At 70.5% G+C, this 23,941-nt stretch carries 23 protein-coding genes; 12 read left to right on the plus strand and 11 right to left on the minus strand.

Annotated features, from left to right (window positions below):
• The first annotated feature begins 32 nt into the window (after positions 1 to 32).
• Together ACFT9I_RS22935 and ACFT9I_RS22940 are read left to right on the plus strand one after the other, a co-directional pair.
• Positions 33 to 1,133, plus strand: a complete 1,101-nt coding sequence (locus ACFT9I_RS22935; RefSeq protein ID WP_382566941.1) for an alkene reductase — start codon at positions 33 to 35, stop codon at positions 1,131 to 1,133.
• 40 nt (positions 1,134 to 1,173) lie between these two features.
• Positions 1,174 to 1,506, plus strand: a complete 333-nt coding sequence (locus tag ACFT9I_RS22940) for a DUF6191 domain-containing protein (RefSeq protein ID WP_382566942.1) — start codon at positions 1,174 to 1,176, stop codon at positions 1,504 to 1,506.
• A gap of 43 nt (positions 1,507 to 1,549) precedes the next feature.
• Here ACFT9I_RS22940 and ACFT9I_RS22945 read toward each other — a convergent pair whose 3' ends face one another.
• Positions 1,550 to 2,764, minus strand: a complete 1,215-nt coding sequence (locus tag ACFT9I_RS22945; RefSeq protein ID WP_382566944.1) for a lactonase family protein — start codon at positions 2,762 to 2,764, stop codon at positions 1,550 to 1,552.
• Between the two features lie 103 nt (positions 2,765 to 2,867).
• Positions 2,868 to 3,809 carry a hypothetical protein gene (locus tag ACFT9I_RS22950; protein WP_382567049.1) on the minus strand — a complete coding sequence of 314 codons (942 nt, stop codon included), beginning with the start codon at positions 3,807 to 3,809 and terminating at the stop codon, positions 2,868 to 2,870.
• Positions 3,810 to 4,281: 472 nt separating this feature from the next.
• On the opposite strand from ACFT9I_RS22950, the gene ACFT9I_RS22955 reads away from it, so the two are divergent.
• From ACFT9I_RS22955 to ACFT9I_RS22990, 8 genes are all read left to right on the plus strand, one after another.
• Positions 4,282 to 5,379: an N-acetylmuramoyl-L-alanine amidase gene (locus ACFT9I_RS22955; RefSeq protein WP_382566946.1), complete on the plus strand. Its 1,098-nt coding sequence runs from the start codon at positions 4,282 to 4,284 to the stop codon at positions 5,377 to 5,379.
• Positions 5,380 to 5,480: 101 nt separating this feature from the next.
• Positions 5,481 to 6,008, plus strand: a complete 528-nt coding sequence (locus tag ACFT9I_RS22960) for a hypothetical protein (protein ID WP_382566949.1) — start codon at positions 5,481 to 5,483, stop codon at positions 6,006 to 6,008.
• Positions 6,009 to 6,239: 231 nt separating this feature from the next.
• Complete coding sequence (locus tag ACFT9I_RS22965) at positions 6,240 to 6,476, plus strand: hypothetical protein (protein ID WP_382566950.1); 237 nt, start codon at positions 6,240 to 6,242, stop codon at positions 6,474 to 6,476.
• Positions 6,477 to 6,665: 189 nt separating this feature from the next.
• Positions 6,666 to 7,721, plus strand: a complete 1,056-nt coding sequence (locus ACFT9I_RS22970; protein ID WP_382566952.1) for an aldo/keto reductase — start codon at positions 6,666 to 6,668, stop codon at positions 7,719 to 7,721.
• A gap of 114 nt (positions 7,722 to 7,835) precedes the next feature.
• Positions 7,836 to 8,486 carry a TMEM175 family protein gene (locus ACFT9I_RS22975; RefSeq protein WP_382566954.1) on the plus strand — a complete coding sequence of 217 codons (651 nt, stop codon included), beginning with the start codon at positions 7,836 to 7,838 and terminating at the stop codon, positions 8,484 to 8,486.
• Between the two features lie 140 nt (positions 8,487 to 8,626).
• Complete coding sequence (locus tag ACFT9I_RS22980) at positions 8,627 to 9,397, plus strand: hypothetical protein (protein ID WP_382566956.1); 771 nt, start codon at positions 8,627 to 8,629, stop codon at positions 9,395 to 9,397.
• Positions 9,394 to 10,074 (plus strand): DUF4166 domain-containing protein, encoded by a 681-nt coding sequence (locus ACFT9I_RS22985; protein ID WP_382566958.1) that lies wholly within the window; start codon positions 9,394 to 9,396, stop codon positions 10,072 to 10,074. The genes ACFT9I_RS22980 and ACFT9I_RS22985 overlap by 4 nt, the downstream gene beginning before the upstream one ends.
• A 20-nt stretch (positions 10,075 to 10,094) precedes the next feature.
• Positions 10,095 to 10,763: a TetR/AcrR family transcriptional regulator gene (locus ACFT9I_RS22990; RefSeq protein WP_382567051.1), complete on the plus strand. Its 669-nt coding sequence runs from the start codon at positions 10,095 to 10,097 to the stop codon at positions 10,761 to 10,763.
• 89 nt (positions 10,764 to 10,852) lie between these two features.
• On the opposite strand, the gene ACFT9I_RS22995 is transcribed toward ACFT9I_RS22990, so the two are convergent.
• From ACFT9I_RS22995 to ACFT9I_RS23015, 5 genes are all read right to left on the minus strand, one after another.
• A complete protein-coding gene (locus tag ACFT9I_RS22995) occupies positions 10,853 to 11,560 on the minus strand; it encodes a lasso peptide biosynthesis B2 protein (protein WP_382566960.1) in 708 nt (235 codons plus the stop codon).
• A 56-nt stretch (positions 11,561 to 11,616) separates the two neighbouring features.
• Positions 11,617 to 13,545 (minus strand): asparagine synthase-related protein, encoded by a 1,929-nt coding sequence (locus tag ACFT9I_RS23000; protein ID WP_382566962.1) that lies wholly within the window; start codon positions 13,543 to 13,545, stop codon positions 11,617 to 11,619.
• 10 nt (positions 13,546 to 13,555) lie between these two features.
• The gene (locus ACFT9I_RS23005) at positions 13,556 to 13,744 is read right to left on the minus strand and encodes a lasso RiPP family leader peptide-containing protein (protein WP_382566964.1); all 189 of its coding nucleotides are present in this window, start codon (positions 13,742 to 13,744) and stop codon (positions 13,556 to 13,558) included.
• A 386-nt stretch (positions 13,745 to 14,130) separates the two neighbouring features.
• Positions 14,131 to 15,342, minus strand: a complete 1,212-nt coding sequence (locus tag ACFT9I_RS23010; RefSeq protein ID WP_382566966.1) for an ROK family protein — start codon at positions 15,340 to 15,342, stop codon at positions 14,131 to 14,133.
• 231 nt (positions 15,343 to 15,573) lie between these two features.
• Positions 15,574 to 17,181, minus strand: a complete 1,608-nt coding sequence (locus ACFT9I_RS23015; protein ID WP_382566968.1) for an FAD-dependent monooxygenase — start codon at positions 17,179 to 17,181, stop codon at positions 15,574 to 15,576.
• Between the two features lie 67 nt (positions 17,182 to 17,248).
• Here ACFT9I_RS23015 and ACFT9I_RS23020 point away from each other — a divergent pair, with 67 nt between their 5' ends.
• Both ACFT9I_RS23020 and ACFT9I_RS23025 read left to right on the plus strand, forming a co-directional pair.
• Positions 17,249 to 17,953: a TetR/AcrR family transcriptional regulator C-terminal domain-containing protein gene (locus ACFT9I_RS23020; RefSeq protein ID WP_382566969.1), complete on the plus strand. Its 705-nt coding sequence runs from the start codon at positions 17,249 to 17,251 to the stop codon at positions 17,951 to 17,953.
• Between the two features lie 35 nt (positions 17,954 to 17,988).
• On the plus strand, positions 17,989 to 18,576 hold the full coding sequence (locus ACFT9I_RS23025; RefSeq protein WP_382566971.1) for a DinB family protein: 588 nt from the start codon (positions 17,989 to 17,991) through the stop codon (positions 18,574 to 18,576).
• Positions 18,577 to 18,606: 30 nt separating this feature from the next.
• On the opposite strand, the gene ACFT9I_RS23030 is transcribed toward ACFT9I_RS23025, so the two are convergent.
• The 4 genes from ACFT9I_RS23030 to ACFT9I_RS23045 all read right to left on the minus strand — a co-directional run bounded on the left by ACFT9I_RS23030 (position 18,607) and on the right by ACFT9I_RS23045 (position 23,912).
• Positions 18,607 to 19,440, minus strand: coding sequence for a carbohydrate ABC transporter permease (locus ACFT9I_RS23030; RefSeq protein WP_382567053.1), 834 nt, complete (start codon positions 19,438 to 19,440; stop codon positions 18,607 to 18,609).
• Between the two features lie 160 nt (positions 19,441 to 19,600).
• The gene (locus tag ACFT9I_RS23035) at positions 19,601 to 20,614 is read right to left on the minus strand and encodes a carbohydrate ABC transporter permease (RefSeq protein ID WP_382566973.1); all 1,014 of its coding nucleotides are present in this window, start codon (positions 20,612 to 20,614) and stop codon (positions 19,601 to 19,603) included.
• Positions 20,615 to 20,637: 23 nt separating this feature from the next.
• A complete protein-coding gene (locus ACFT9I_RS23040) occupies positions 20,638 to 21,948 on the minus strand; it encodes an extracellular solute-binding protein (RefSeq protein ID WP_382566975.1) in 1,311 nt (436 codons plus the stop codon).
• A complete protein-coding gene (locus tag ACFT9I_RS23045; RefSeq protein WP_382566977.1) occupies positions 21,945 to 23,912 on the minus strand; it encodes a glycoside hydrolase family 2 protein in 1,968 nt (655 codons plus the stop codon). The genes ACFT9I_RS23040 and ACFT9I_RS23045 overlap by 4 nt, the downstream gene beginning before the upstream one ends.
• Positions 23,913 to 23,941: the final 29 nt, after the last annotated feature.

Genomic DNA, 23,941 nt, shown 5'->3' on the forward strand with positions numbered 1-23,941 from the left:
CTCACACCAGTGTGAGGTCTTACCGTCCCGCCATGACGAAAACGACGCTTCTCGCCCCGTATTCCCTCGGCCCCCTCCGCCTCCCGAACCGTATGGTGATGGCTCCCATGACCCGCTACCGCGCGGCCGTGGACGGCACGCCCCTGCCGGTCGTCGCCGAGCACTACGCGCAGCGCGCCGGCGCCGGCCTCATCGTCACCGAAGGCATCTGGCCCAGCAGCCGGGGACAGAGCGGCTGGCGGCTCCCCGGCCTGGAGACCGAGGCGCACATCGAGGGCTGGCGGGCCGTGACCGAGGCCGTGCACGCCGCCGGCGGCCGGATCATGGCGCAGCTGATGCACGGCGGCCGGCACGGACACCCGCTGTCCCGGATCGACGGGGACGTGCCGAGCGGCCCGTCGTCCGTCCTGGTGCCCGGCCCCGTACATGTACGCGACGGCGGCAAGGCCGACCCCCTCCCGCCGCGCGAGATGACGCACGACGACATCCGGCAGGCCGTCGCCGACCACGTCGAGGCGGCCGGGAACGCCATGGCCGCGGGCTTCGACGGGGTCGAACTGCACGGCGCCAACAGCTACTTGATCCACCAGTTCCTCGCCGACAACACCAATCTGCGCATGGACGGCTACGGCGGTACGACCGAGGGCCGGATCCGCTTCCCCGTCGAGCTGGTCACGGCGGTCGCCGACGCGATCGGCGCCGGGCGGACGGCGCTGCGACTGTCCCCGGGCAACCCGCAGTTCGGCATGGCCGAGGCCGACCCGGCCCCCGTCTACCGCGCGCTCCTCGACGCCGTCGACGGCCTCGGTCTGCTCTACCTCCACCTCACCGACAACGACACCTACCCGGCGCTCGCCGATCTGCGGCCCCGCTGGCACGGCCCGCTCATCGCGAACATCGGCGAGAACCGTGACCCGACCACCCGCGAGGGCGGCGAGGCGGTGCTCGCCGACGGGCTCGCCGACCTCGTCTCGTACGGCAGATCCTTCATCGCCAACCCGGACCTCCCCGAGCGCTTCGCCTCCGGGGCACCGCTCAACACCACCGACGAGCGGCACCTCTACACACACGGCGGCGAGGGCTACACCGACTACCCGGCGCTACGGCAGGAACTCTGCTCCGCCGGCAGCTGACGCGGCGGCGCGTACGGGGGATTACGAGGGATACTGACGCATGGGATTCGCCGTCTTCGTCACTCTGCCCGGTCTGGTCATTCTGCTGACCGCGCTGGCATTCGTCGATCAACTGCTGCTCCGCGCCGGACGGGCCGGTGTCCTGCCCTGGCGCAACTCCGTCCGGCAGGGGCAGGTCTCGACCACCGGCTTCGAGATGCTGCACGCGAGCCTCTCGCCGGGCAAGCAGAGCGAGTTGAAGGAGCGTCAGTCGGCGCTGCTGCTGCGGGACGACGAGGAGGACGGGGCTCCGCCGAACCGGACCATGGTGGATCTGGACGGCGGCACCGCGGTCGTACGGATACCGCGGGGCCGGCCGGACCGCCCGAACTGACCGGCCGGCCCGGCGGACCCGGGTCAGGGAGCGGCGGTCCGTCTCAGAGCGGCAGTACGCAGACGGCGACCGGAGACGCGAACGGGGCTCCCGCCGAAGCCAGTTGACCGCTGTCCTGGTCGACGTGGAAGACGGACACGGCGTTCGACCGCTGATTGGCGGCGAAGAGCAGAGCCCCGTCGGGGGAGAGGGCGAGCTGCCTCGGGTAGTCACCGCCGACCGGCACCGTGTCCAGCAGCCGCAGGCCGGCGCCGTCGTCCTCCACCGCGAAGCGGGACAGGCTGTTGTGCCCCCGGTTGGCGAGGTAGACGAACGCACCGTTGGCGGTGATCACCGGCTGGGACGGGAAACTGCTGCCCGGGCCGCCGGCGCCGGTGGACAAGGGTTCGCCGGGAGTGAGGGCCCCGCTGTCGGGGTCGTATCCGCAGACGGCGATCGTGTTGTTCAACTCGTTTGCCAGATAGGCGAATTGGCCCGAGGGATGGAAGACGAGATGCCGCGGACCGGCGCCCGCCGGCAGCGTCGCGTACGAGACCTGGGTGAGCGTGCCCGCCGTCTCGTCGAGGCGGTAGGTGTAGACGCTGTCGGTGCCGAGGTCGACGGCGAGTACATGGCCACCGTCCGGGCTGGTGACGATCTGGTGCGCGTGCGGGCCGTTCTGGCCGGGCCCCGGAGCCGGTTCGCTGTGGGTGACCAGATCGGTGCGCTCGCCCAGCGCGCCCGACGCCTCGATGGGGTGGACGGCGACATTGCCGGAGCCGTAGTTCGCACTGAACAGCCATCGCCCGCCGGGGTGCACGGACAGATGGCAGGGTGACGAGCCGCCGGTGCCGCGCGTGCCGAGGACCGTGTGGCCGCCGTCCGCACCCAGCGCGATCGCGGTGACGCCGCCGTCCTGGCGCTCGTTGACCGCGTACAGGGTGGTGCCGTCGGGATGCACGGTGAGGTACGAGGGGTCGCCGACGCCTTGGAGGGTCCCGGTGGCGGTGATGCGGCCCGTGGCCGTGTCGTACGAGGCGAGCCCGATGCCCGGACCGCCGCTGGAGGTGTACGTACCGATGAACAGCGGCCCCGTGGCGAGGGGTTGACGGGAGCGGGCCACTGTCCCCGAGGCCGTCGCGGTCGCGGTCGCGCTTGCCGTGGCGGGCACCGAGACCGTCGCGAGGGCGGCGGCCAGTATGCCGACCACCTGACGGCGGCTCGGCCCTCCGGTCCGTGTCTCTGCCTCTGTTCCTGTACGTGTGCGGTCGCTTCTCATGCCGGGCACCTCGAATGACTCGTGGGGGGAGAGTGCTTGCCGATGCTGTGGCAGACACCCTGTCGCCATCCCGCCCCCGTCGGCAAGAGCCCCTTCGACGGCGTCAGTCGCGGAGCGCCACGGCGTCACCCATCACGATCACCGGGCGCTTCGCCGGGTCGAGGAGACGGAGGAGTTCGACCATCTGTGTTCTCGACAGCGAGACACAGGCCTGGGTGGGGCCTTCGTGGTCGACATGGATCCAGACGCCGCCGCCCTTGCCGAGCCCGAGAGGGCGGCTCTTGTCCAGCGGAGTGGTCCCCGGGATCCGGTTGTAGTCGATGGCCACGACATAGTCGAAGGAGCCCTCCAGCGGCTCACCCAGGAAGCCGGTGCCCGGGGACTCGAAGTCGCCGCTCTCGTCGTACGGGAGTCTGGACCCGGGGTCGGGGAGCCGGCCGCCCGCGTCGCCGAGCGTGAAGACACCGATCGGCGAACGCAGGTCGGAGGCCTGGTGGTCGTAGGTCCAGCCGCGCAGAGCGTTGTGCGCGGGCCAGCGGTTGGTGACGGGCTGCCAGCCCGTGTCCGCGTCGCGCTCGTACAGCACGACCCCGGACCGGGACGACTCCCGGCCCTCACCGTTGACGACGAGCGCCTGGCGGCTGGAGACGGGGACACGGGAGCGGGTGGCCGGGCCGAGACCGGGGATCTCACGCACCAGAGACGCCTCCACCGGCCCTCCGGCAAGACCGCGGGCCGCCTCGTTCGGCGAGCCCTGGTGCCGCTGGGCGGGCCGCCCTGCCGGCTTCTCCCCGTCCTGTTCTCCGTCCTGCTCCCCGTTCTGTCCTCCGTCCTGTTCTCCGTCCGCCGACTTGCTCTCCGTGGCCGGGCGCTCCGCACTCGGGCTTCGCGGCGGCCCGCCCTGCGCGGTCCGGCTCGCCGTCGGCTGCCCGGCGTCCGGTGGGGATGCCTGCTCAGCGCATCCGGTGAGAAGCAGGCACGTACAGAGCGAGGTGACGGCCAGGGCGCCCCTGGCGAGATGGAGAGCGCGGGGGAGGGGGAGCATGTCAGGCCTTTCGTGGGCGGTGGCAGGCGGTCCGTCCTCGTCCGCCGCGTTTCTCTGCGCCATGAAACGCGATCATCGTGTGATCGGACCGCGCCGAGATACGCGATCAGAGACGGACCCGGAGATTTCCCCCGTTCTGCCTAAGGCGACGTCAGATGCCCGGACGATGAGGCGACTCCCGGTCTCACCTTCCCCCGGTCTTCCGTCATTGGTGCGAGCAAAGGCGGCCGGGGGTGATTCGTCGGCCCACGGGTGATTCGCGAACGCGCGTGGTTTCAGTCAGCCGAAAGAGCGTCAAATAGCTTGCCCGACAGGGTTGTCGGGGACATGGCGGGATTGCTTGTCTTGATGCGTCGTGGACAGTCGACGCGCGTCAACTCCGCCCCACCGGAGTGGCGTACGCCTGTTGCGCGACGCGCTTGTTGTCGTTGAACCCGGGAGAGCGTTCCCCCCACTTCCCAAGGAGATCGACATGGTTACCAAGCCAGGCCCCGGCCGTCGTACGGTGCTGCGGGGTGGTCTGACCGCCACAGCGGTCGGCGCCCTCGGACTCGCCGCGAACGGACCGGCCGCCGCCGCCCCGGCGCGCGCGAGCCGCCGCCCGGCGGCCGGATCGTTGCTCGCCGCGCCCGAGCCCCGGATCTACAGCACCACCGAATGGGGCGCGCGGCCCCCGAGCCAGCAGATCGTCGTGCTCGACCGCGTGCCGACCTACATCGTCGTGCACCACACCGCCGAACCCGGCAACAGCGAGGACTACTCGCTGGACCACGCGATGGCGATCTGCCGGTCGATCCAGAACTTCCATATGGACGGCCAGGGTTGGGGTGACTCCGGCCAGCAGTTCACCAACTCGCGCGGCGGCTTCGTCCTCGAAGGCCGGCACCAGAGCCTCGATGTCGTACGCGGTGGTACGCAGCACGTCCAGGGCGCGAACGTCGGCGGCCGGAACAGCGAGGTCATCGGCATCGAGAACGAAGGCCTCTACACGGAGGTCGACGTACCGGCCGCGCTCTGGAACTCACTGGTCCAGCTCGTCGCGTGGATCGCCACCCAGTACGGGCGGCCGGTCACCGACATCATGGGCCACCGCGACTTCAACTCCACCGAATGCCCCGGCGGCGTGCTCTACGGCAGACTGCAGGAGCTGCGCGACGCGGTCGCCGGCGCACTGGGCGTCGCGCCCGCCGACCGGCCCTCCGTCTGGCCCCTGCTGCGCCCGGGGGCCGCCGGGCCTCAGGTGCGCGCCGCGCAGTACCTCCTGCGGGCCCGTGGCTTCTCGGACGTACCGGTGGACGGGGTCTTCGGCGCGGAGACGAAGCGCGCGGTGGTGAAGCTGGCCGACGTGCACAACGTGGAGAAGCACACCTGCGCGGCCATGGTCCGCGGCAGCACGGACGAGACCGGCTACCTCGGCTCGGACATCTGGCCGCTGATCACCCCGAAGGTCGGGGCGGGCGAGAACGCCGACATCGCGAAGGCGGTGACCACCCTGCACCGCGCCGGGGCGGACCGGACCCACTCGGCGGGCGTACTCACCGCGACGGAGTGGAAGCACCTGCTGGCCTGACGATCCACCGCCGGACCGTACCGTCAGGCAGGTCCTGCGGGCCTTCGGCGGCATGAGTCACCTCGTGCCGCCGAAGGCCAACGGCTGCGATCATGCGCGTCATGCTGTCGCTGAAAATGAACGACGCCGCCGTGCGGGCGCTGGGCGTACTTTCCGGGCCGGCCGCCGTGACACCGCCCGGCGGACTCGCACCGGGCCTGCGGGATCAGCTTGCCGGCGGGATCAGCCGCCGAGGATCCGTGCTCACCTGGGCCGACTCCGTCGGCAACGCCGCCGGCGCTCCCTCGATCTTCGGCGATCTCACCGGCTGGGAATGCTCCGACAGTTCCTTCCACCTGGAGGACCACGTCCCCGTCCATGTCGCCCTCGTCGACAGCACTCCGCGGATCACGGAGGACGATCAGCGCATCCTGCTCCTCCACGGCATCGCGTTCGCTCTGGAGTTCGGCCGGCTCATCCACGGCCTCGATCCGCCGGGCCCGGTGCGCTGCATCGTCGCCGCGAACGAGACCAACGGGACGTTCAGGTTCCACCAGATCCGTCCCGGTGAGTTCTGGAACTACCCGGAACTGGACAGATACCAGTCGGAGAAGATGGTCGTGATCGACTTCGAGCCGGCCGACGCCTGAGGCGCAGGCCTCCCGTGCTGTGCGACGACAAGTGCGTGCAAAGATCGGCAGATGGTGCGTGTAGGTGAGTTCTTCCTTGCCGGAGACGATGAGTCGGCAGTTCGGGTAGGCCCTCGCAGGAGTCACGATTTCGCTGCCGTGCCTTGCGGCGGCATCTATCCAGACGACGCGGTTCCCAGGTGGGAGACCCTGCTGACGGGCACGGCGAGCCCGCTCCGAGACGTGGTGCCCATGGCCAACGACGGCTTCACCGTTTTCGCTGTTCCGGAGCCGCTGTGCACGGCCTTGGCCACTGCGCGAAGGGATCAACTCCGAGCCACAGCCGCTGCGTGGACCGAGATCGCATCCGAGCCGGACGACGAGATCTCGCTGGACGACGCGATGGACCTCCTTGAGCGACTGTCAGCCCTGGCCGGCAGTCGTACGGAGAAGGGCCTGAGCCTGTACTGCTGGTACTTCGCGCCCTGACCCTCACCACGCCGACGTGCCCGTAGCCGATGGTCGTCGATGCGACCCACGCAGGTGACCAGGTGTCAGATGTCGATCTTGTTGCCGAACCGGACAATGCCGCTGATGTTCGACGGGCCGAGGCAGACTGGGCGCGCTGATCCAGCGACTGATCCACTTCACTGATCGACTTCTGCCAGGGAGCGCACGATGACGGAGTACCGGAACCTCGGCCGCACGGGTGTGAAGGTCAGCCCCCTCTGCCTCGGCACGATGATGTTCGGGGCCCGCGGCAACACCGACCACGACGACAGCGTCCGGATCATCCACCGCGCGCTCGACTCGGGCATCAACTTCGTCGACACCGCCGACGTGTACTCGGCGGGCGAGTCGGAGACCATCGTCGGCAAGGCATTGGCCGGCGGGCGCAGGGACGGTGTCGTCCTCGCGACCAAGTTCCACGGCACCCTCGGCGAAGGACCCAACGAGCGGGGCAATTCCCGCCGTTGGATCATCCAGGAGGTCGAGAACAGCCTGCGCCGGCTGGGCACCGACTGGATCGACCTCTACCAGGTGCACCGGCCCGAGCCCGACACCGACTTCGACGAGACCCTGGGGGCGCTGACCGATCTCGTGCGCCAGGGCAAGATCCGCTACATCGGCACCTCCACGTTCGAGCCGTCGGCGATCGTCGAGGGGCAGTGGATCGCGGAGCGCCGCGGTCGGGAGCGGGTGGCGACCGAGCAGCCGCCGTACTCGCTGCTCACGCGTGGCATCGAGCGCGAGATGCTGCCCGTGGCGCAGCGCTACGGACTCGGTGTGCTGTCCTGGAGCCCGCTCGCCGGTGGCTGGCTGTCCGGCCGTTTCCGCAAGGGCGCCGCGCAGCCCGCCTCCAGCCGGTCCGAGCAGCAGACGGCGCGTTTCGACATCACGGCCCAGGAGAACGCGGCCAAGCTGGAGGCCGCCGAGAGCCTGGCGCTGCTGGCCGAGGAGTCCGGGCTGACGCTCGTGCAGCTCGCCGTGGCGTTCGTCATCGAGCACCCGGCGGTCACGTCGGCGATCATCGGGCCGCGCACGTACGAGCAGTTGGAGAGCCAGCTGGGAGCGGACGAGGTACGCCTCAGCCGCGACGTGCTGGACCGGATCGACGAGATCGTGCCGCCGGGCACCAACCTGTCGGGGCGGGACGCCGGTTACGTACCTCCGTCGATCGCCGACGCGTCCCGGCGTCGTAGGTCCGCCGCTTCCGCGCAGTCCTCCTACTGAGGTTCCACGCGCGCCCCTGGGGCGTGTCCGGTGGATCGGAGAGTCCGTTCGTGGCCCACTCGTCACGTTCCTGTTCCCCTCTCTCTTCCTGGGCACGTCCCTTCCGGAGCCGCTATGAAGACCCTGACCGACGAGGCCCGTGACGAACGGAGCATCGCGCGTCTGTTCGCCCTGTGCGACGGCGTGTTCGCCATCGCCATGACGCTGCTCGCCCTCGACCTCCGGGTGCCCGACCTCGGCAAGGACCCCAGCGACGCCTCGCTGCGGGGGGCCCTCGCCGATCTGGAGCCGCGCTATCTGTCGTTCCTGGTCAGCTTCTACGCGATCGCGAGCTACTGGCGACGTCACCGCAGGGAGATGAGAACGGTCCAAGTCAGTCCGCCGAGGCTCGTACGGCTGACGCTGTTCCTCCTACTGACGATCACCGTGCTGCCGTTCGTCTCCAACGTCCTGGGCTCCTACGGAAATCAGGCCGGGATCGCCGTGGCCGCCTACGCCGGGGTGAACGTCTTCGCGGCCGGGACGCTGTTGGTGATCCGGTATGTCGTCGACAAGCACGCACCTCCGAAAGAGGCCGCGAACGAGCACGCACGGTACGAGCTCTGGTTCGACCTGGCCGCCTTCGTGCTCGCCGTTCCCTCCGGCTATGTCTTTCCCGGCGAAGGGCCGCAGGCGCTGATCGCGCTCCTGGCGCTGAGCGCCGTCGCCTCCTACGTGACGCGTCACCTCTTGAAGAGGCGCACGAACGCCGGGGCGTCCAGCTAGGCCCGTCCGACCGCGCACCCGGCGGCGATGCGGCAGATCTCCCTCTTGAGCGACTGCTCAAAGTGCTGCTACTTTCAGTTGAGCAGTCGCTCAAAGAGCGTTTCGCTCAACTGCGATGGGGCCGGCGACCGGGGGACGGAATGGGCCTGTACGTCGAGACACGCATCCGTACGGAGATGGACACGCTCTGGGAGCGGACACAGGACCCGGCGCACCACCAACGGTGGGATCTGCGTTTCTCGGAGATCGACTACCTGCCCCGTCCGCCGGGCAAGCCGACCGAGCCGGGCGAGCCGCAGCGGTTCCGCTACGCGGTCCGGGTGCTGCCCTTCCTCACCGTCTCGGGCACCGGCGTCAGCGCGGGGGAGAGCGGCGGGGCCGACGGGCGGCGCGTCTCCGTACTGAGGTTCGCCTCGCCGCACCCCCTCTCCCTCCTCGCGGAGGGCAGCGGGTACTGGCGCTACGTGCCCACACCCGACGGCATCCGCTTTCTCACCGGCTACGACTACCGCCCCCGCTGGGGCCGTCTCGGCGCCGTCGCCGACCGCTGGGTGTTCCGGCCGCTGATGGGGTGGGCGACGGCCTGGTCCTTCGACCGGCTGCGGCTCTGGTGCGAGCACGGCGTCAGCCCGGCGCGATCCCTCGCGTACGCGGTCGCCGAACTGGCCGTCCGACTGCTCGCCGTGGTGGGCGCGTTGGGTCCGGCCGTGCTGTCCGGGATGCCGGCGGTCATCGTGCTCGCCTTTGCCGCGCTCGCCGCCCTGCTGCTCCTCGTACCCCCGCTGCCCCACACGCCGGCCGCCCGTCGCTGTCTGCGTACGCCACCAGGACGCCCGGCCGCGACCGCACCCACCGCTTCGACTCCCACCCCGCCGGCCCCCGCCCTTCTCGCCACACTGGAGCGTCCGTGACCTCGATATTCCGCCTCGCCATGGGCGACGACTTCGACCGGCTCCACCCCCAACTGCAGCGGCGCTTCTCCGTGGGGCTCGACAGCGGCGAGGCGTGCGTGGGGCGCGGCGTGATGGACCGCATCTGGCACGGACGCCCCTTCGTCAAACCGTTCCTCGCGCTCGGCGGCAGCCGCAACATCCTTGTCCCCCGCACCGGCCGCCGTGTCCCGTTCACCATCGAGAACGTCCCCTACCGCGACGCCTACGGCCGCGAGACCGTCACGTTCGTCCGCACCTTCGCACTGGCCGACGGGCCCCGCCGCTTCGACGCCACCATGATCCACAGCCCCGAGCGCGACTGCGTCCTCGACTACCTCGGCACGCACCAGCACCTCGCCAGCGACCTGCACCCGACCGCCGAACCCGACGGCTCCCTGCTGATCCGCTCCGGTCAACACCGGTTCCGCGAGGGGCCGGTCGACGTGCGCGTACCGGAACTCATCGGCGGCGACGCCGAGGTACGGGAGTCGTACGACGAAGCGGCCGGCCGCTTCCGTATCCGCGTACGCGTGACCAACCGGCGCTTCGGCCCGCTCTTCGGGTACGAGGGGGCGTTCGCCGCCACGTACGTGCCCGCGCGCTCGTACGGGCTGCGCGCCGGGCTGCGTCCGGTACGGGAAGAGGCCCGCGCGTGAGCGCCGGCACCGACGGCCCCTTGTCCGGCCCCGCGTCCGGCCCGGATTCCGGCAACAGGAGCCGCGACACCAGAACCAAGCTGCTGGAGGGGGCGCTGCGTACGCTCACCGAACAGGGCATCGCCCGCACCTCCGCCCGCACCGTCGCCGCAGCGGCGGGGGTCAATCAGGCTCTGGTCTTCTACCACTTCGGTTCCGTCGACGAACTCCTCGGCGCGGCCTGCCACTACGGCGCCGAACAGCGCGTCTCCCGCTACCGCCCCCGGCTCGCCGCCGTGACCTCCCTCGCCGAACTCCTCGAATTCGGCCGGGAGATGCACGCCCAGGAGCGGGCGGACGGCCAGGTCGCCGTCCTCGGTCAGGTGCTCGCCGGAGCGCAGACCCAGCCCCGCCTCGCTGATGCGGCCCGGCGCGGTCTGCAACTGTGGATCGACGAGATCGAGCAGGTCCTGGCACGCGTGCTGGCCGGCAGTCCGATCGCCGATCTCACCGACTCCGCCGGCCTCGCCCGCGCGATCGCCGCGTCCTTCGTCGGCCTTGAGCTGTACGAGGGCGTCGACCAGGAAGGCGCGGGCCACGCCCTCGACGCCCTGGAACAACTGGCCGTGCTCGCCTCGGTGCTGGACGAACTGGGCCCGCTCGCCCAGCGCGCGGTACGACGCCGGCTGCGCAACACCACGAAGAACTGAGCAGGGACACGTGTGCCGGCGTGCGGGGGATCCTCGTACGACAGCCCGGCTCGTCCGGGCCTGCCGGACCCTGCCGGATCCCGCCCGCCTCAGACGCTGAAGACCTTTCGGAAGTCGGTGAGATCGCTGTCGGACGAAGACGTCACCGGCCGGCCCGCCGCCTCGACCCACGCGTGGAATCGGTACGGGTCGTCGGCACTGCCCAGACACCATTCGGTGCTGAGCCCGGCCAGGGCGAGCCGTACGGTGGCGGCCAACGACAACTCCAGACACGCGACGCGTCCCGGATGCAGTCGGGCGACCTGCCCCACCAGGCCGACGGCCACCGCCGCCTCCGCCTCCGTGGCGGGGCGTGGGCACCGTGATTTGAGGGCCGCCACCGCGCGCACGGTGACGCCGAACGGCAGTCGCAGCAGGCAGAGCGCGATGAGGAGCGCGGCCGTCGCCCCGGGCCGGTCGTGACGAGGAGTGGTCGCGGACCCGCGCCCGTTCCTTCGCGCCGCGCGCATGGGTGCCCTGGCCGGTGACGGTGCCGCGCTCACGAGTCCGCGCCGGACCAGTACCTCGGCCAGCTGCCCGGCATCGGTACGTACCCGCTCACCGAGCGCCGGCGGAAACCGGGCCGCCACCGTGCGTACACCGGCGTCGAAGTCCCCACTCTCGCGCCACTCGGACCACAGGGCGCGCGCCGTACCGTTCATCGCGTACCACTGTCCGGTGCGGGCGTCGAGGAGCACCGTCCCGCCGTGCGGCGCGCTGCTCTCGTGCACGTGCTCGGGGATGTGGAAGGCAGCCATGGGCCGGTGTCTCCTCGGAGTCGGTGGAGTCGGTGGGGTCAGTCGAGTCGTTGGGGTCAGTGCCACGTGGTGTTCCTGAGCCAGATCTCCGCGGCCAGCAGCCGGTTCAGCGTGGGGAACGGTGCGCGCAGCCCCATCAGAGCCCCGTCGAGCGCGGCCGTGACGGCAGCCGGTTCGATGACGCCCAGCTCCGCGAGCCGGGAGTCGAGCAGCATGCTTCGTAACTCGCGGGCGCAGGCGCGGGCGCCCTGGTAGTCCTCGTCGCCGTAGTCGCCCTTCGTCCGTCGGGCCAGGACGGGCGCGGGCACCAGATCGGCGAGCGCCGCACCGAGCAGCGGTTTGAAGGCGGGCGGCGCGGCACGCAGGTGGGCGGGCAGGGCCGCACAGGCGCGGATGACGTCCGTGTCGAGAAAGGGTGCCTGCGGCCACACCCCGAACGGGCGCGCCGTTTCCGACAGTTGCCGCTGTACGGCTCCGGACGTACGCAGGTTGTCCAGCGCGGTGAGGTCACCCGCTCGCGACCCGGCGGTGTGCCCGGCGGTCTCCGCGGCCTGCCGTGCGAGCCCGGCCAGTTCCCGGCTCGCTGCGCGCGTCAGCCAGCCGGCCTCGGATCCGGGCTCGGGCCACCAGGCGATGGCGTCCAGCCAGTCGATGTCATGCGCGGCCGCTCGTTCGACGGCCCCGACGGCCCCGACGGCCCCCACGCCACCGATGCCCCCGACGTCGTCTGCGTTACGCACGGCGCGCCGCTCGAAGCCGTCCGCCAGCCGCCTGAAGGCGGTCGCGAGGGGTGTACGGGCCAGGCCGACCGCCCGTGCGGCGACGGCGGACGGCGCTTCCCGCCGGGCGCGGGCCAACTCCCGGCTGTCCCTGGCCAGTCGGCGAAGCCTCTCGGGCCGGGCCAGCGCGGCGAGATAACCGGGCGGTGCCACGAGCAGCGCGTCCCCGCCCTCACCCCCCAGATGCACTTCGCCGCCAAGGCGCACGACATGGGCCAGCCGCAGCCGGGTGCGCGCCAGCGCCACCGCGGCCGAGTCGGGTTCGCCGCTGTCTCCGCTGCCACGGCCGTCATCGCCCGTGCGGCCGGTGAGTCCTTGGTAGGTCAGGGTCTCGCGGGCACCGGTCACCACCTCCATGCGCAGCCGTGGGTCGAGCCGCGCGAAACGCTCGGCGTGGACAAGGTCGTCACACGCCGACGCGGCGCCGCTGCGATAGGTCGTCACCGACAGCGGGCCGGACTTATGGTGGAGCGTCAGAAAGGCGAGGGAGGTGGAGTCCAGACCACCGCTGAAGTCGGCGGTCACCCGCTGCCCGCCCGCGACGCGCAGCCGGACCGCCGTCTCCAGCGCCTCACGCAGGGCGTCGGCACTCCGCGCGAAGGACGCCTGGGGATCGGTCTCCAGTGGTTCGTGCACCCAGCGTTCGACACGTCCCCGCGCGGTACGGCGCAGCGCCTGTCCGCCGCCCAGCTTGTCGACGCCGGCGACGACGGACCGTTCGCCGGTCAGCGCGGGAGCCCCCGGACAGAAGATCCCGGCGGCGACGACCGCCGTGTCGGGCCGTCGTCGTGTGCCCGCCGCGTCGGCCACCGACACCGGCCGGGTCCCGAACACGAAGCACGCACCGGTGTCCCGGAAGAACAGCGGGTACTGACCGGCCGCGTCCACATAGGCGGTCAGTTCGTGCTCACGGATCACCAGGCAGAGGTAGCTGCCAGGCAACCGGGTCAGCTCGTCGGACCGGCCGGACGCGAGTGCGCGCAGCGCCGCGCCCCGTAATCGGTCGTCGTCGGCCAGACACTGACCGAGCACGACGGCGGTCCCCTCCGGGCCGTCGATCCTGCGCAACTCGCCGTCCCGCCAACGCCCTTGGACCTGGACGCTGTCGCCGGAACCCGTAGGGCCCGCACGTCCCGCGCCGCCCGCCACCGAGGGAAAGACTCCGATCAGCTCGGGCGCCCGAGTCGTATCGGTGGACGTACCCACGGTGCCGGTCCTACCAGTAATACTGGGAATTGGCGTCGGCCGTTCCGCTGGTGGAACTCCCCAGAGTCACGTCCCGTACGGAGCCGAGATCGACGACCACAGGCGGTTCGTAGAACATGTCCTCGACGTCGTCCAGGCGCACCACGGGCTCGGTGGATCCGTCGGCAGGGTACTCGTGACCTCTTTGCGACGTCGTCATGTGATCCACCTCGGGTCTACGTCGGAAAAGTACGTCGGAAATGTACGTCGGTAGGCATCCCGACCGGGCAGGGAAACGCTGCCGTACGGTACTCGAATTTATCCAGCATAATGCGCTCTGGCATCATTCGGTGAACGGATGACACCACACGATGACATCTCTTCGGGGTAGCTGTCCAAAACCCGTTGTCGAACCGGTGACCGTCATCCCGGGTGCGGCTGAGAATGCCTTTCGGGAAGTTGACGGAAACCGGTCGATGAATTACGGGAGCCGGTGCGCGCACGGCAGACCCGACCGTTCAATTCGATACTCCGGCGGCCGAGGACGGGCCGCCGGAGTTCACCCAGCCGGACGGCGACGGCGTGGACGGACGGCGACGGCCCTCGTCAGACGGCGACGGCCTGAGCCTCGCCGTCCCTGTCGTAGGACCTGAGTCCCAGCACCAGCGCCCCGTGCGCCTCGGTCAGCTGCCCCAGGGAGCTTTTGCGCAGCACGGCGTCGGCGGTACCGCGGAGCGAGTACCGGACGAGGGATTCCTTGCAGGGGCCGAGAACGAGATCGCTGGCGGCCTCAAGCCGGCCGCCGAGGACGATGAGGTTCGGATTGAGCATGTTGCAGACCACCGCGAGCGCCTGGCCGAGCCGACGGCCCGCGTCCTCCAGGACGCGGACGCATACCGCGTCGTTCGCGTGCGCCCGGTCGATCACCGACCGCAGGGAGTCCGGTACGTCGAGGGAACTGCCGGTCAGCGCCTCCCGCACCTGCCGCACGAGCGAATCCGCGCCGATGACCGTCTCCAGACAGCCGCGCCCTCCGCATCGGCAGAAGGAGCCTCGCGGCTCCATGACGGAGTGGCCGATCTCGCCCGCCATCCCGCGGTGTCCGCGGACCATGCTGTTGCCGATGATGAGCCCGGCGCCGACACCGGTGGAGACCTTCACATAGACGACGGTCTCCAGGCTCTCGTCCGTGGCGAACGTCTGCTCGGCCAGTGCGCCGAGGTTGGCGTCGTTGTCCAGCACCACCGTTGTGAGGCCCAGCGTCTGCCGGAGTTGCTTCGCGAGGTCGTCCTTCGGGTTCCACGGCGGCAGTACGGGGCTGGTGAACCGGCCCGTCCGAGGATCGATCATCCGCGGCACGGCCACCCCGAGGGAGATGATGTCGGGCTCCTGCCCTCCGCCGGCCTGACGGACGGCCGCGGCGACCTTCTGCCGGATCTCCGGCAGAAGCCGGTCCAGCCCGCTGTTGGCGCCGATGTCCGAGTATTCGCCGGGATGGCGGTCGGCGACTCCCTGGTCGAGACGGCGGGCGACGACTCGGGTGTGGTTGAAACCGATGTGCACCCCCACCGCGACGGACGACGTCCGGCACAGCCGTACGAGCGCGCTGCGGCCCTTGCTGTCGTGCTTCTCGATCAGGATCGTGCCTTCCGCGGCCATCTCCCGCACGATGGTCGAGACCGTGCCACCGGAGAGGGAGGTCCGGCGGCTCAGACCCGCCTGCGTGTCCGCCTTGATCATCACGGCGAGCAGAACGCGCTTTCGGTTGATCTGTTTGACTCCGCTGGCCGGACCGAGATGGTCGCGTAACTGAACCATTTCCTCCCCATTCCCGGCGCGGACGATTTCATCATGTCGTCCGGGGCTGGCAGATTAGCATGGTGATCTTCAAATTGAAGGTGGCTTGTCTTCAAAAGAAAGTAAGGAGGTGAATGGTCGGACGTGACCTGTCTGCGACTGATGTGACAGATGGTTTCCCAGAGGCTTCTGGTGGCTCCGAAAATGGCGGTGAATGATCGACGACTGATCGACGACTGATCTACGAATGGTCTACGAACGGCCGGAACGACCGGCGAGCGCCTGCGGAACGGCCGTCCTGGCCAGCACCTGGTCCAGGACGTCGGCGAGGAACCGCGCCGGGTCCGGGACCGGAGCCGTGACCCGCATCGCGACGATCGCATCCGGTCGCACGAGCAGGGCCCCGCCGTCCGACAGCCACGGCGCGGAGACCCGGTGCGCCGGCAGGCCGACGTCCGCCGCGACGGCGAGCCACCGGTCGCCCGCCGCACCCACCAGCAGGGTCCACCGGGACGCGACCAGGTCGAGCGTGGAGACCCCGTCGACCCACGCGTGGGGCACCCGTGAACCCGGCGACCCGTCCAGCGCCACCGACAGGTCCACCGTGGACGGGAGTTCGGGCCGCGGGTCGACGACGGCGGCCGAGTCGTACCGCTGGCCGAGGTGCACGACCGGCGCCGCCCACACCCCCGCCGCCGCCCTGGCGGCGTCGGCCTCGGGTCCACGCCCCCAGTGCAACTCCGGGTCGGCGAGCCTGCGCATCGCCTGGTCCAGCGTCGCCGCGGCGACCGGCTCGCGCTCCTGCGCGTAGGTGTCGAGCAGGCCGGCGCCGGCCTCGCCGTGGTGGACGGCGGCCAGTTTCCACGCCAGGTTGTGGGCGTCGGCGACGCCGGTGTTGAGGCCGAACGCGCCCAGGGGCGACACGGTGTGCGCGGCGTCGCCGACGAGGAACACGCGGCCGACGGCGAAGCGGTCGGCCAGGGAACTGCGGGGCCGCCACGGGAGCACGCTGCGCACCTCGACGTCGAGGCCGGGATCGCCGACCGCCGCGCGGACGACCGCGACGCAGCGCTCGTGTGTGAAGTCCTCCGGGCGCTCGCCCCCTTCGACGTCGCAGGCGACGTGGAAGACCCAGTTCGTCTCGCCGTCCACGGTCGCCAGCAGACCGGGCGCCTCCGGCGTGGTGATCGTGCAGGTGGCGAAGGACATCCCCCGCAGGTGGGGCCGGAGGTCGGCGTGGAACAGGATGTTGATCATCGACTTGCCCAGGTCGCCCGCCCCGGAGGTGCCCACGCCGAGCGCGTTCCGTACGGCGCTGTGCGTGCCGTCCGCGGCCACCACGCGCGCGCAGCGCAGCGAGTAACGGCCGTCGGGCCCTTCCAGTTCGACGTCGACCCCCTCGGCGTCCCGCGCGATACCGACCAGGCGGGTCGACCAGCGCAGATCCGCTCCGCGGCGCGCCAGGTCGGCCGCCACCACGGCGTCGAGGCGGTCCTGGGCACAGACGCCGCGCAGTCTGAACGGCGTCGTGTCCAGTTCGGTGGCGGACGGGGCCGGCATGGGAACGGTCACGACATCGCCCGCGCCCATCTCGACGACGGTCCGCGCCACCGCCTTGCCCACGGCGCCCCGGAGGTCGACCGCGACGGCATCGACGGCGGTGTCGAGCCCCAGCTCACGCAGGACCTCGACGCTGCGCGGCCCGATGCCGGTGGCGCGCGGGTGGACCGACGGCCCGGACCGGCGCTCGACGAGCACCGCGGGGACGCCGTGGTGGACGAGCAGCGCCGCGGTGAGCAGCCCGACGCTGCCGCCGCCGACCACGAGCACCGGCACTTCTGGATACGTTGTCTCTGTCATGGCTACAACGTATCCAGAAGGTAGGATGCCGGTCAACGAGGAAATCAACGACGAAGGGAACGACCCGATGACCGAACCCGCTCCCTCGTCGGTGTGGACCAGGCCGCGCCCCGAACCGCGCCGACGCGCGCCGGGGGTGGACCGGTACGTCGCCGCCGCGCTGGCCGTCGCCGACGCGGAGGGCCTGGCCGCGGTGTCGATGCGCCGGGTCGCGGGCGACCTCGGTTCCGGGACGGCCACCCTCTACCGCTACATCACCAGCCGCGACGAACTGGTGGACCTGATGGTCGACGCGGCGCAGGGCGAGGACCCGCTCCCCGAGCCCGCGCGGGACTGGCGCACCGACCTGGCAGCGGTCGCGCACGCGGAGCGCGCGACCCTGCTGCGGCACCCGTGGCTGGCGGGCGAACTGGCGGGCAGGCCCTCGCTCGGCCCCAACTCGTTGCGCCGGTCTGAGTCCGCGCTGCGCGCCGCCGTCGCGCTCACGCCCGACATCACCCTGGCCTCGCAGGCGCTCGGCGCCGTGCACGCGTACGTGCTGGGTTCGGTGGCCACCCAGCAGGCCGTCCGGCACGCCGAGCAGCGAACCGGCCTGACCGAGGAGCAGTGGCAGCGCAGCGTCGGCCCCTACATCAGCGAGGTCCTCGCGGCGGGCGAGCACCCGATGCTCGCCCGCCGTGTCCTCGAAGGCGAGGAACTCGACCCCGACGTCGAGTTCGCGTTCGGCCTGGAGTGCGTGCTCGACGGTCTCGCGGCCCGATTGAGCCGCTGACCGGTCGGCCCTGACACGCGGTAGGTTCGGGTGCCATGACCGAGCACCAAGATTCGAACAGTACGAACGAGACGAACGATCCGGACCGGCGGCACAGCCCGGAACCTCCCGTCGCCGGCGACGAGATCGCGACCCTGCTGGGCTCGCTGGAGCGGCAGCGCGCGACGTTCGCCTGGAAGAGCGGGGGACTGGACCCGGCCGGGCTGCGGGCGACGGTCGGCGTCTCGTCCGTGACCCTCGGCGGACTGATCAAACACCTCGCGCTCGTCGAGGACGACTACTTCTCGGGCCGGCTGTTCGACCGTGCACCGTCACCGCCGTGGGACACGGTCGACTGGGACTCCGATCCCGACTGGGAGTGGCGATCGGCCGCCGACGACAGCCCCGAGGAGTTGTACACGCTCTGGCAGAACACCGTCGACCGGTCCCGCGCCCTGGTCGCGGAGGCGCTGGCCGACGGCGGTCTCGACCAGTTGTCCCGGCGTGTTTGGCCCGACGGCCGCGCGCCGAGCCTGCGGCGGATCCTGATCGACCTGATCGAGGAGTACGCGAGGCACGTCGGCCACGCCGATCTCATCCGCGAATCGGTGGACGGCCTCGTCGGCGAGGACCCGCCGCGCTGACGACGTACCGACGGTCCTCGCCGCCACCGCTCACTGACCCCCCAGCCCGGTCGTCGCGACGGACTTGACGATCTGCCGCTGGAACAGCATGAAGACCACCAGCAGCGGAATCGCGGCGAGGACCGACGCCGCCGACGCCTGCGCGTTCTGCAGGCCGTAGGAGTCCTTCACGCTCGACAGACCCACCGGCAGCGTCATCAGCGTCGGGTCGCTGGTGATGATGAACGGCCACAGGAAATTGTTCCAGGTGGTGATGAAGACGAAGATCGACACCGCGGCGAGGATCGGCCGCGACAGCGGCAGGATGACGCTGACGAATATCCGCACGCTCCCGGCGCCGTCGATCCGGGCGGCCTCCTCCAACTCGTGCGGGACCGCGTCGAAGAACTTCTTCAGGATGTAGACCATGACCGGCGCCACCACCTGCGGCAGTATCACCGCCGCGTAGGTGTCCACCATGTTCATCGCCAGCATCTGCCGGAACAGCGGCACGATCAGGATCTGCGGCGGCACCAGGATCGAGGCGACGGTGACCGCGAGGAGCGCCCGCCGGCCACGGAACAGCCCTCGGGAGAGCGCGTACGCCGCCATCGCGGACACGACGACCGTCAGCACGGTCACCGCCGCTCCGATCAGGAGGCTGTTGAGCGCCCAGACGGGCAGATTCCCCTGCGCGAAGATCTCCCGGTACGCCGCGAGCGTGAAGCCGCCCGCCGGAATCCAGTCGCCGCCCGCCGAACTCGCGTCGACCTCCGACTTGAAGGACGTGTCCACCCCCCAGGCGATCGGCACCAGCCAGACACCGGCCATCAGGATCAGCGCCAGCACGGACAGGACACGGGGAAGAAGACCCGCCCCCAGCATCGGGTGCCAACTCCGGCCGATCCCGGTCCCGTTGCCGCCGGGTGCTCCACGGCGTCTGCGTGCCACCTCCCTCGGCATGGTGCTGCGACGCGGTACGGACGCGTTCGACGGGGTGGACGCGTTGGATGAGAGTGATGATGCGTCGGTGGTCATGGCCGGATCAGTCCTCCCTGCGCGAGAAGAGCTTGAGCTGGGCGAGGGAGAGGACGACGACGATCGCGAAGAAGACGTACGACACCGCGGAGGCGTAGCCCAGCCGGTAGTTGGTGAAGCCGGTGTCGTAGATGTACTCGAGGATCGGCCGGGTCGATCCGGCGGGCCCGCCCTTGGTGAGCAGATAGATCTGGTCGAACACTTTGAGGGAGGCCAGTACTTGCAGGACCGCGATAAGCCCGGTCGTACGGCGCAGCTGTGGCAGCGTGATCGACCACAGCCTGCGCCACGCACCGGCCCCGTCGAGCGCCGCCGCCTCGTAGAGATGGTCCGGGACCGACTGGAGGGCCGCCAGATAGAGCAGGAAGTTGAAGCCCACCGTCCACCAGAGTGTGAGGAGCGCGACGGACCACATCGCGTACTTCTCCTCCACCAGCCAACCGATCCCGTCGATGCCGACGGCCTTGAGCGCGGTGTTGAACAGCCCCGACTCGGGCTGGTAGAGCAACATCCACACCTGGGTGACAACGGCCACGGGCAGCAGGTACGGCGCGAAGAAGGACAGCCTCCACATCCACTGGCCGGGCAGCCCGGTATGCACGAGCAGCGCCATGACCAGGGCGAAGAGCACCAGCGGCACCGACGAGAGCACCGTGAACCAGGCGGTGTTGCCGAGGCTCTGCCAGACCTCGCTGTCGGTGAACGCCTCGGCGTAGTTGTCCAGTCCCGCGAAGGTGCCGTCGCCGTGACCGGTCAGGCTGGAGTCGGTGAGGCTCATCCACAGCCCGAAGCCGAGGGGTACGACCAGGAAGAGAACGAAGAAGACCAGGAACGGTACGACGAACGGCCACCCGGCGACTCCCGAGGCACCACTTCCCGAGGCGCCACTTCTCGACGCACCGCCTCTCCGCGCGCTCCCTCCGGACGGGCCGCCACCCGACAGACCACGTTGCCGGCGTTTCGCGGAGGGCAGGGCTTCGTCGCCGGCGTTCGGACCGGTGACGGTGGGCACGCTGCTCATGGCCATCGCTCCTTTCCTCGCGATCAGGCCGGATTCGGCTTGGACAGAAGCGTGTTGATCTCCGACTCCATCGTCCGTACGGCGCTCCGCGCGGACGCCGACCCGGTGAGGGTCGGCTGAAGGGCCTGGCACATCCGGTTCTGGAAGTCCGATCCGGAGCCGGTGAACCAGGCCTCCGGATCGAGCACCGGATGGTCGGCCGCCGCGGCGTACTCGGCCTGCGGATGGAGCCCGGCGTACTCCTTCGACTCCACGACCGGCCGGTACGCCGGGATATGACCGGCCTCCGCCCACGCCAGGCTCGACCTGACCAGCTCGGCGACGAACTGATGCGTACGGCGCCGCCGGTCCGGATCCGCCCCCGCCTGGTGGGGGAGCACCAGCGAGTGGCTGTCGGAGGCGCCGCCCGGCCGGTCGAAGAAGGTGGGGAAGGGAGCGGCGCCGAGGGTGTCCTTCTTGGCCGTACGGAAGGTGTTCAGCTCCCACTCGCCCGAGAAGATCATCGGGGACTCGCCGTTGGCGAACGCGGCTATCGCCGTGGTGAGGTCCATCGTCCGGCAGTCGGGCCGCGCGATGTCCGCCATGAACTCCACGACACTCGCGGCCACTTCGCGGTCGATCTCCAGCCGGCCGCCCGACAGGTCGAAGGTGGCGCCCGTCTGGTTGAACAGGGTCCAGAACATGCGCCAGCCCATGGCCGCGTCGGTGACATGCCCGAACACCGGGCCGAGCTTCCCGTGGTCCTTGCGGAGCTTCTCGGCGACTTCGAGATAGTGCGCGGGCGATTCGAAGGGAACCGGCTGTCCGTCGCTCCTCAGGAGCCCGGACCTGTCCATCATGTCCCGGTCGAAGTAGATGATGAACGGGTGGGTGTCCAGGGGGATCGCGTACGGCTCGCCCTCGTACAGACAGCGCTTGAACACCGTCTCGTTGAGATCCTCGCGGCGTACGCCGAACTCGGCCAGCAGATCCATGTCGAAGGGGTCGAGCAGCCCGCCGGGGGCGTAACCGGGCAGCCGGGTCAGATGCAGGATCGCGAGGTCCGGCGAGCGCCCGCCGGCGGAGGCCATGGCGAGCTTGGTGTAGTACGGAGGCCCCCACTCCAGGACCGTGCTCCTGACCTTCAGTCCCGGCGTACGGCGCTCGATGTCCCGGGTGATGTCCTTCATCAGCGCACCGTCGGGCCCCTGGAACAGATTCCAGTACTGGATCTCCTCGGCGTCCGAGACGCTTCCCGTGACCGAGCCGCAGGCGCCGAGCGCCGGGGCCAGGGCGGCGGCCCCGGCGCCGTACAGCGCGCCCTTGAGCAGCCGTCGCCGGGACGGGCCGTTCACCGCTCGGCCCCTTCGTCGTCGCCGCCCGCTCCCGCGCCCGCGGGGTTTTCGCGGGGACCCTCGAACGCCGCGCGTCGCACCTGGGCCGCACGCAGCCGCCCGACGTCCAGCTTCGTCGTGCGGTCGAAGCGGTAGACCCCGTTCTGCTCCTGGAACACGTCGGTGAGCTGGGTGTAGCAGTAGCCGAACATGTGCGGATCGTCGAGCAGCACACCGGTGAGCCCGGTGAAGCGTCGCTGGAACTCCTCCTCCGTACGCGGGCGTTGGCCGTAGCCCCACGAGACGCTGCGGTCGGCGTCGTCCGCGGCGGTGTCCTGGTCCGGGCCGTCACGGTGGGCGGCGGCCTCCTCCGGATTCCACCAGATGCCGCCGAACTCGCTGCAGAAGTACGGCTGTCCGCGATAGGGCAGCGACCACACGGCGTCCGTGTCCCGCTCGTCCGGATTGGTGAACGGCGCGTCCTTCTCCAGGCCCGCCATCTGCGCGCGGAAGAGCGACGGGTCCTGCTCGTAGCTGTGCGAGTCGTACACGTCGGTCTCGGCGACGCGGTGGGAGTAGCCGGACGCGTCGATGACCGGCCGTGAGCGATCGGCGGCCTTCGTCGCGAGGAACATGGACCGGGTGACGTCGTCCAGGACGGTCTGCCGGTCGTGCAGTTTCTGATGGGTCTCGTTGAGCGGACACCAGCCGACGAGCGAGGGATGGGAGTAGTCCCGCTCCAGGGCCTCCAGCCACTGCGCGGTGTATCCGGCGGTCGGCCGCTGGTTGTCCCTGGTGGTGGTCCCGCTCGCGCAGCCCCAGTCGCCGAACTCGCCCCAGACGAGATAGCCCAGCCGGTCCGCGTGGTGCAGGAACCGCTCCTCGAAGACCTTCTGGTGCAGCCGGGCCCCGTTGAAGCCCGCGGCGAGCGAGAGTTCGATGTCCCGTACGAGCGCCGCGTCGTCGGGCGCGGTCATCAGTCCGTCCGGATACCAGCCCTGGTCGAGTACGAGCCGCTGGAAGACCGGGCGCCCGTTGAGCAGCAACCGCTTGCCGTCGATGGCCACCGACCGCAGCCCGGCGGTGCAGACGGCGGAGTCGACGACCCGCCCCTCCGCGTCCACCAACTCCAGCTCCACCGCGTAGAGATGGGGGTCTTCCGGGCTCCACGGCCTGAGCCGGTCGGCGGGGACGGTCAGCACCATGCGGGGCGCGAGGTCGAGATCGGCGCGCACGTCGGCCCGTACGACGGTGTCGCCCGCCGCGTCGCGGAGCACGACCCGTACGCGGTACCCCGGGCGGTTGGCCGAGAGCGGCAGTTCGAGATGGAACGCGCCCGAGCCGAGGTCCGGGGTGATGCGAGGGCGCTCCAGCCGGACGCCGGCGACCGGCTCCATCCACACGGTCTGCCAAATACCCGTCGTACGGGTGTAGTTGCAGGCGGTGTTGGCGTACTCCACGGACTGTTTGCCACGCGCCTGCGGACCGTGCGGGGTGTCCCTGGCCCGTACGACGACGACCACCTCGCCGTCGCCGCCCGGCCCCGCCTCCGTACCACCCGCGACATCGCCGAGATCCACGGTGAAGGAGGTGAACCCGCCGCTGTGCCGCCCCACTTCACGTCCGTCCGCCCACACGGTCGCGTCGTGGTCGACCGCACCGAAGTGCAGAAGCACGCGCCGGCCCGCCCAGTGCGCCGGGACGCGCACCGTACGCCGGTACCAGACGGCGGGATGGAAGTCCGGGTCCCCGATGCCCGACAGCTCGGACTCGGGGCAGAAGGGCACGGTGATCCGGCCGGCCAACTCCTGGTGGACCAGGCCGCGTTCCAGACCGCTGTCACCGGGGTCGAACGCGAACTGCCAGGTGCCGTTGAGATTCCGCCACTCCTCGCGCACGAAGCTGGGACGCGGATATTCGGGCCGTGGGACGACGTTCGACGGGTCGGACAGGGAGTCGGACGGGCCGGTGGGGGGCAGTGACATGGCGTCTCCGGTCAGGGAAGAGGCACGTG

Source organism: Streptomyces sp. NPDC057137 (assembly GCF_042670825.1).
Lineage (GTDB): Bacteria > Actinomycetota > Actinomycetes > Streptomycetales > Streptomycetaceae > Streptomyces.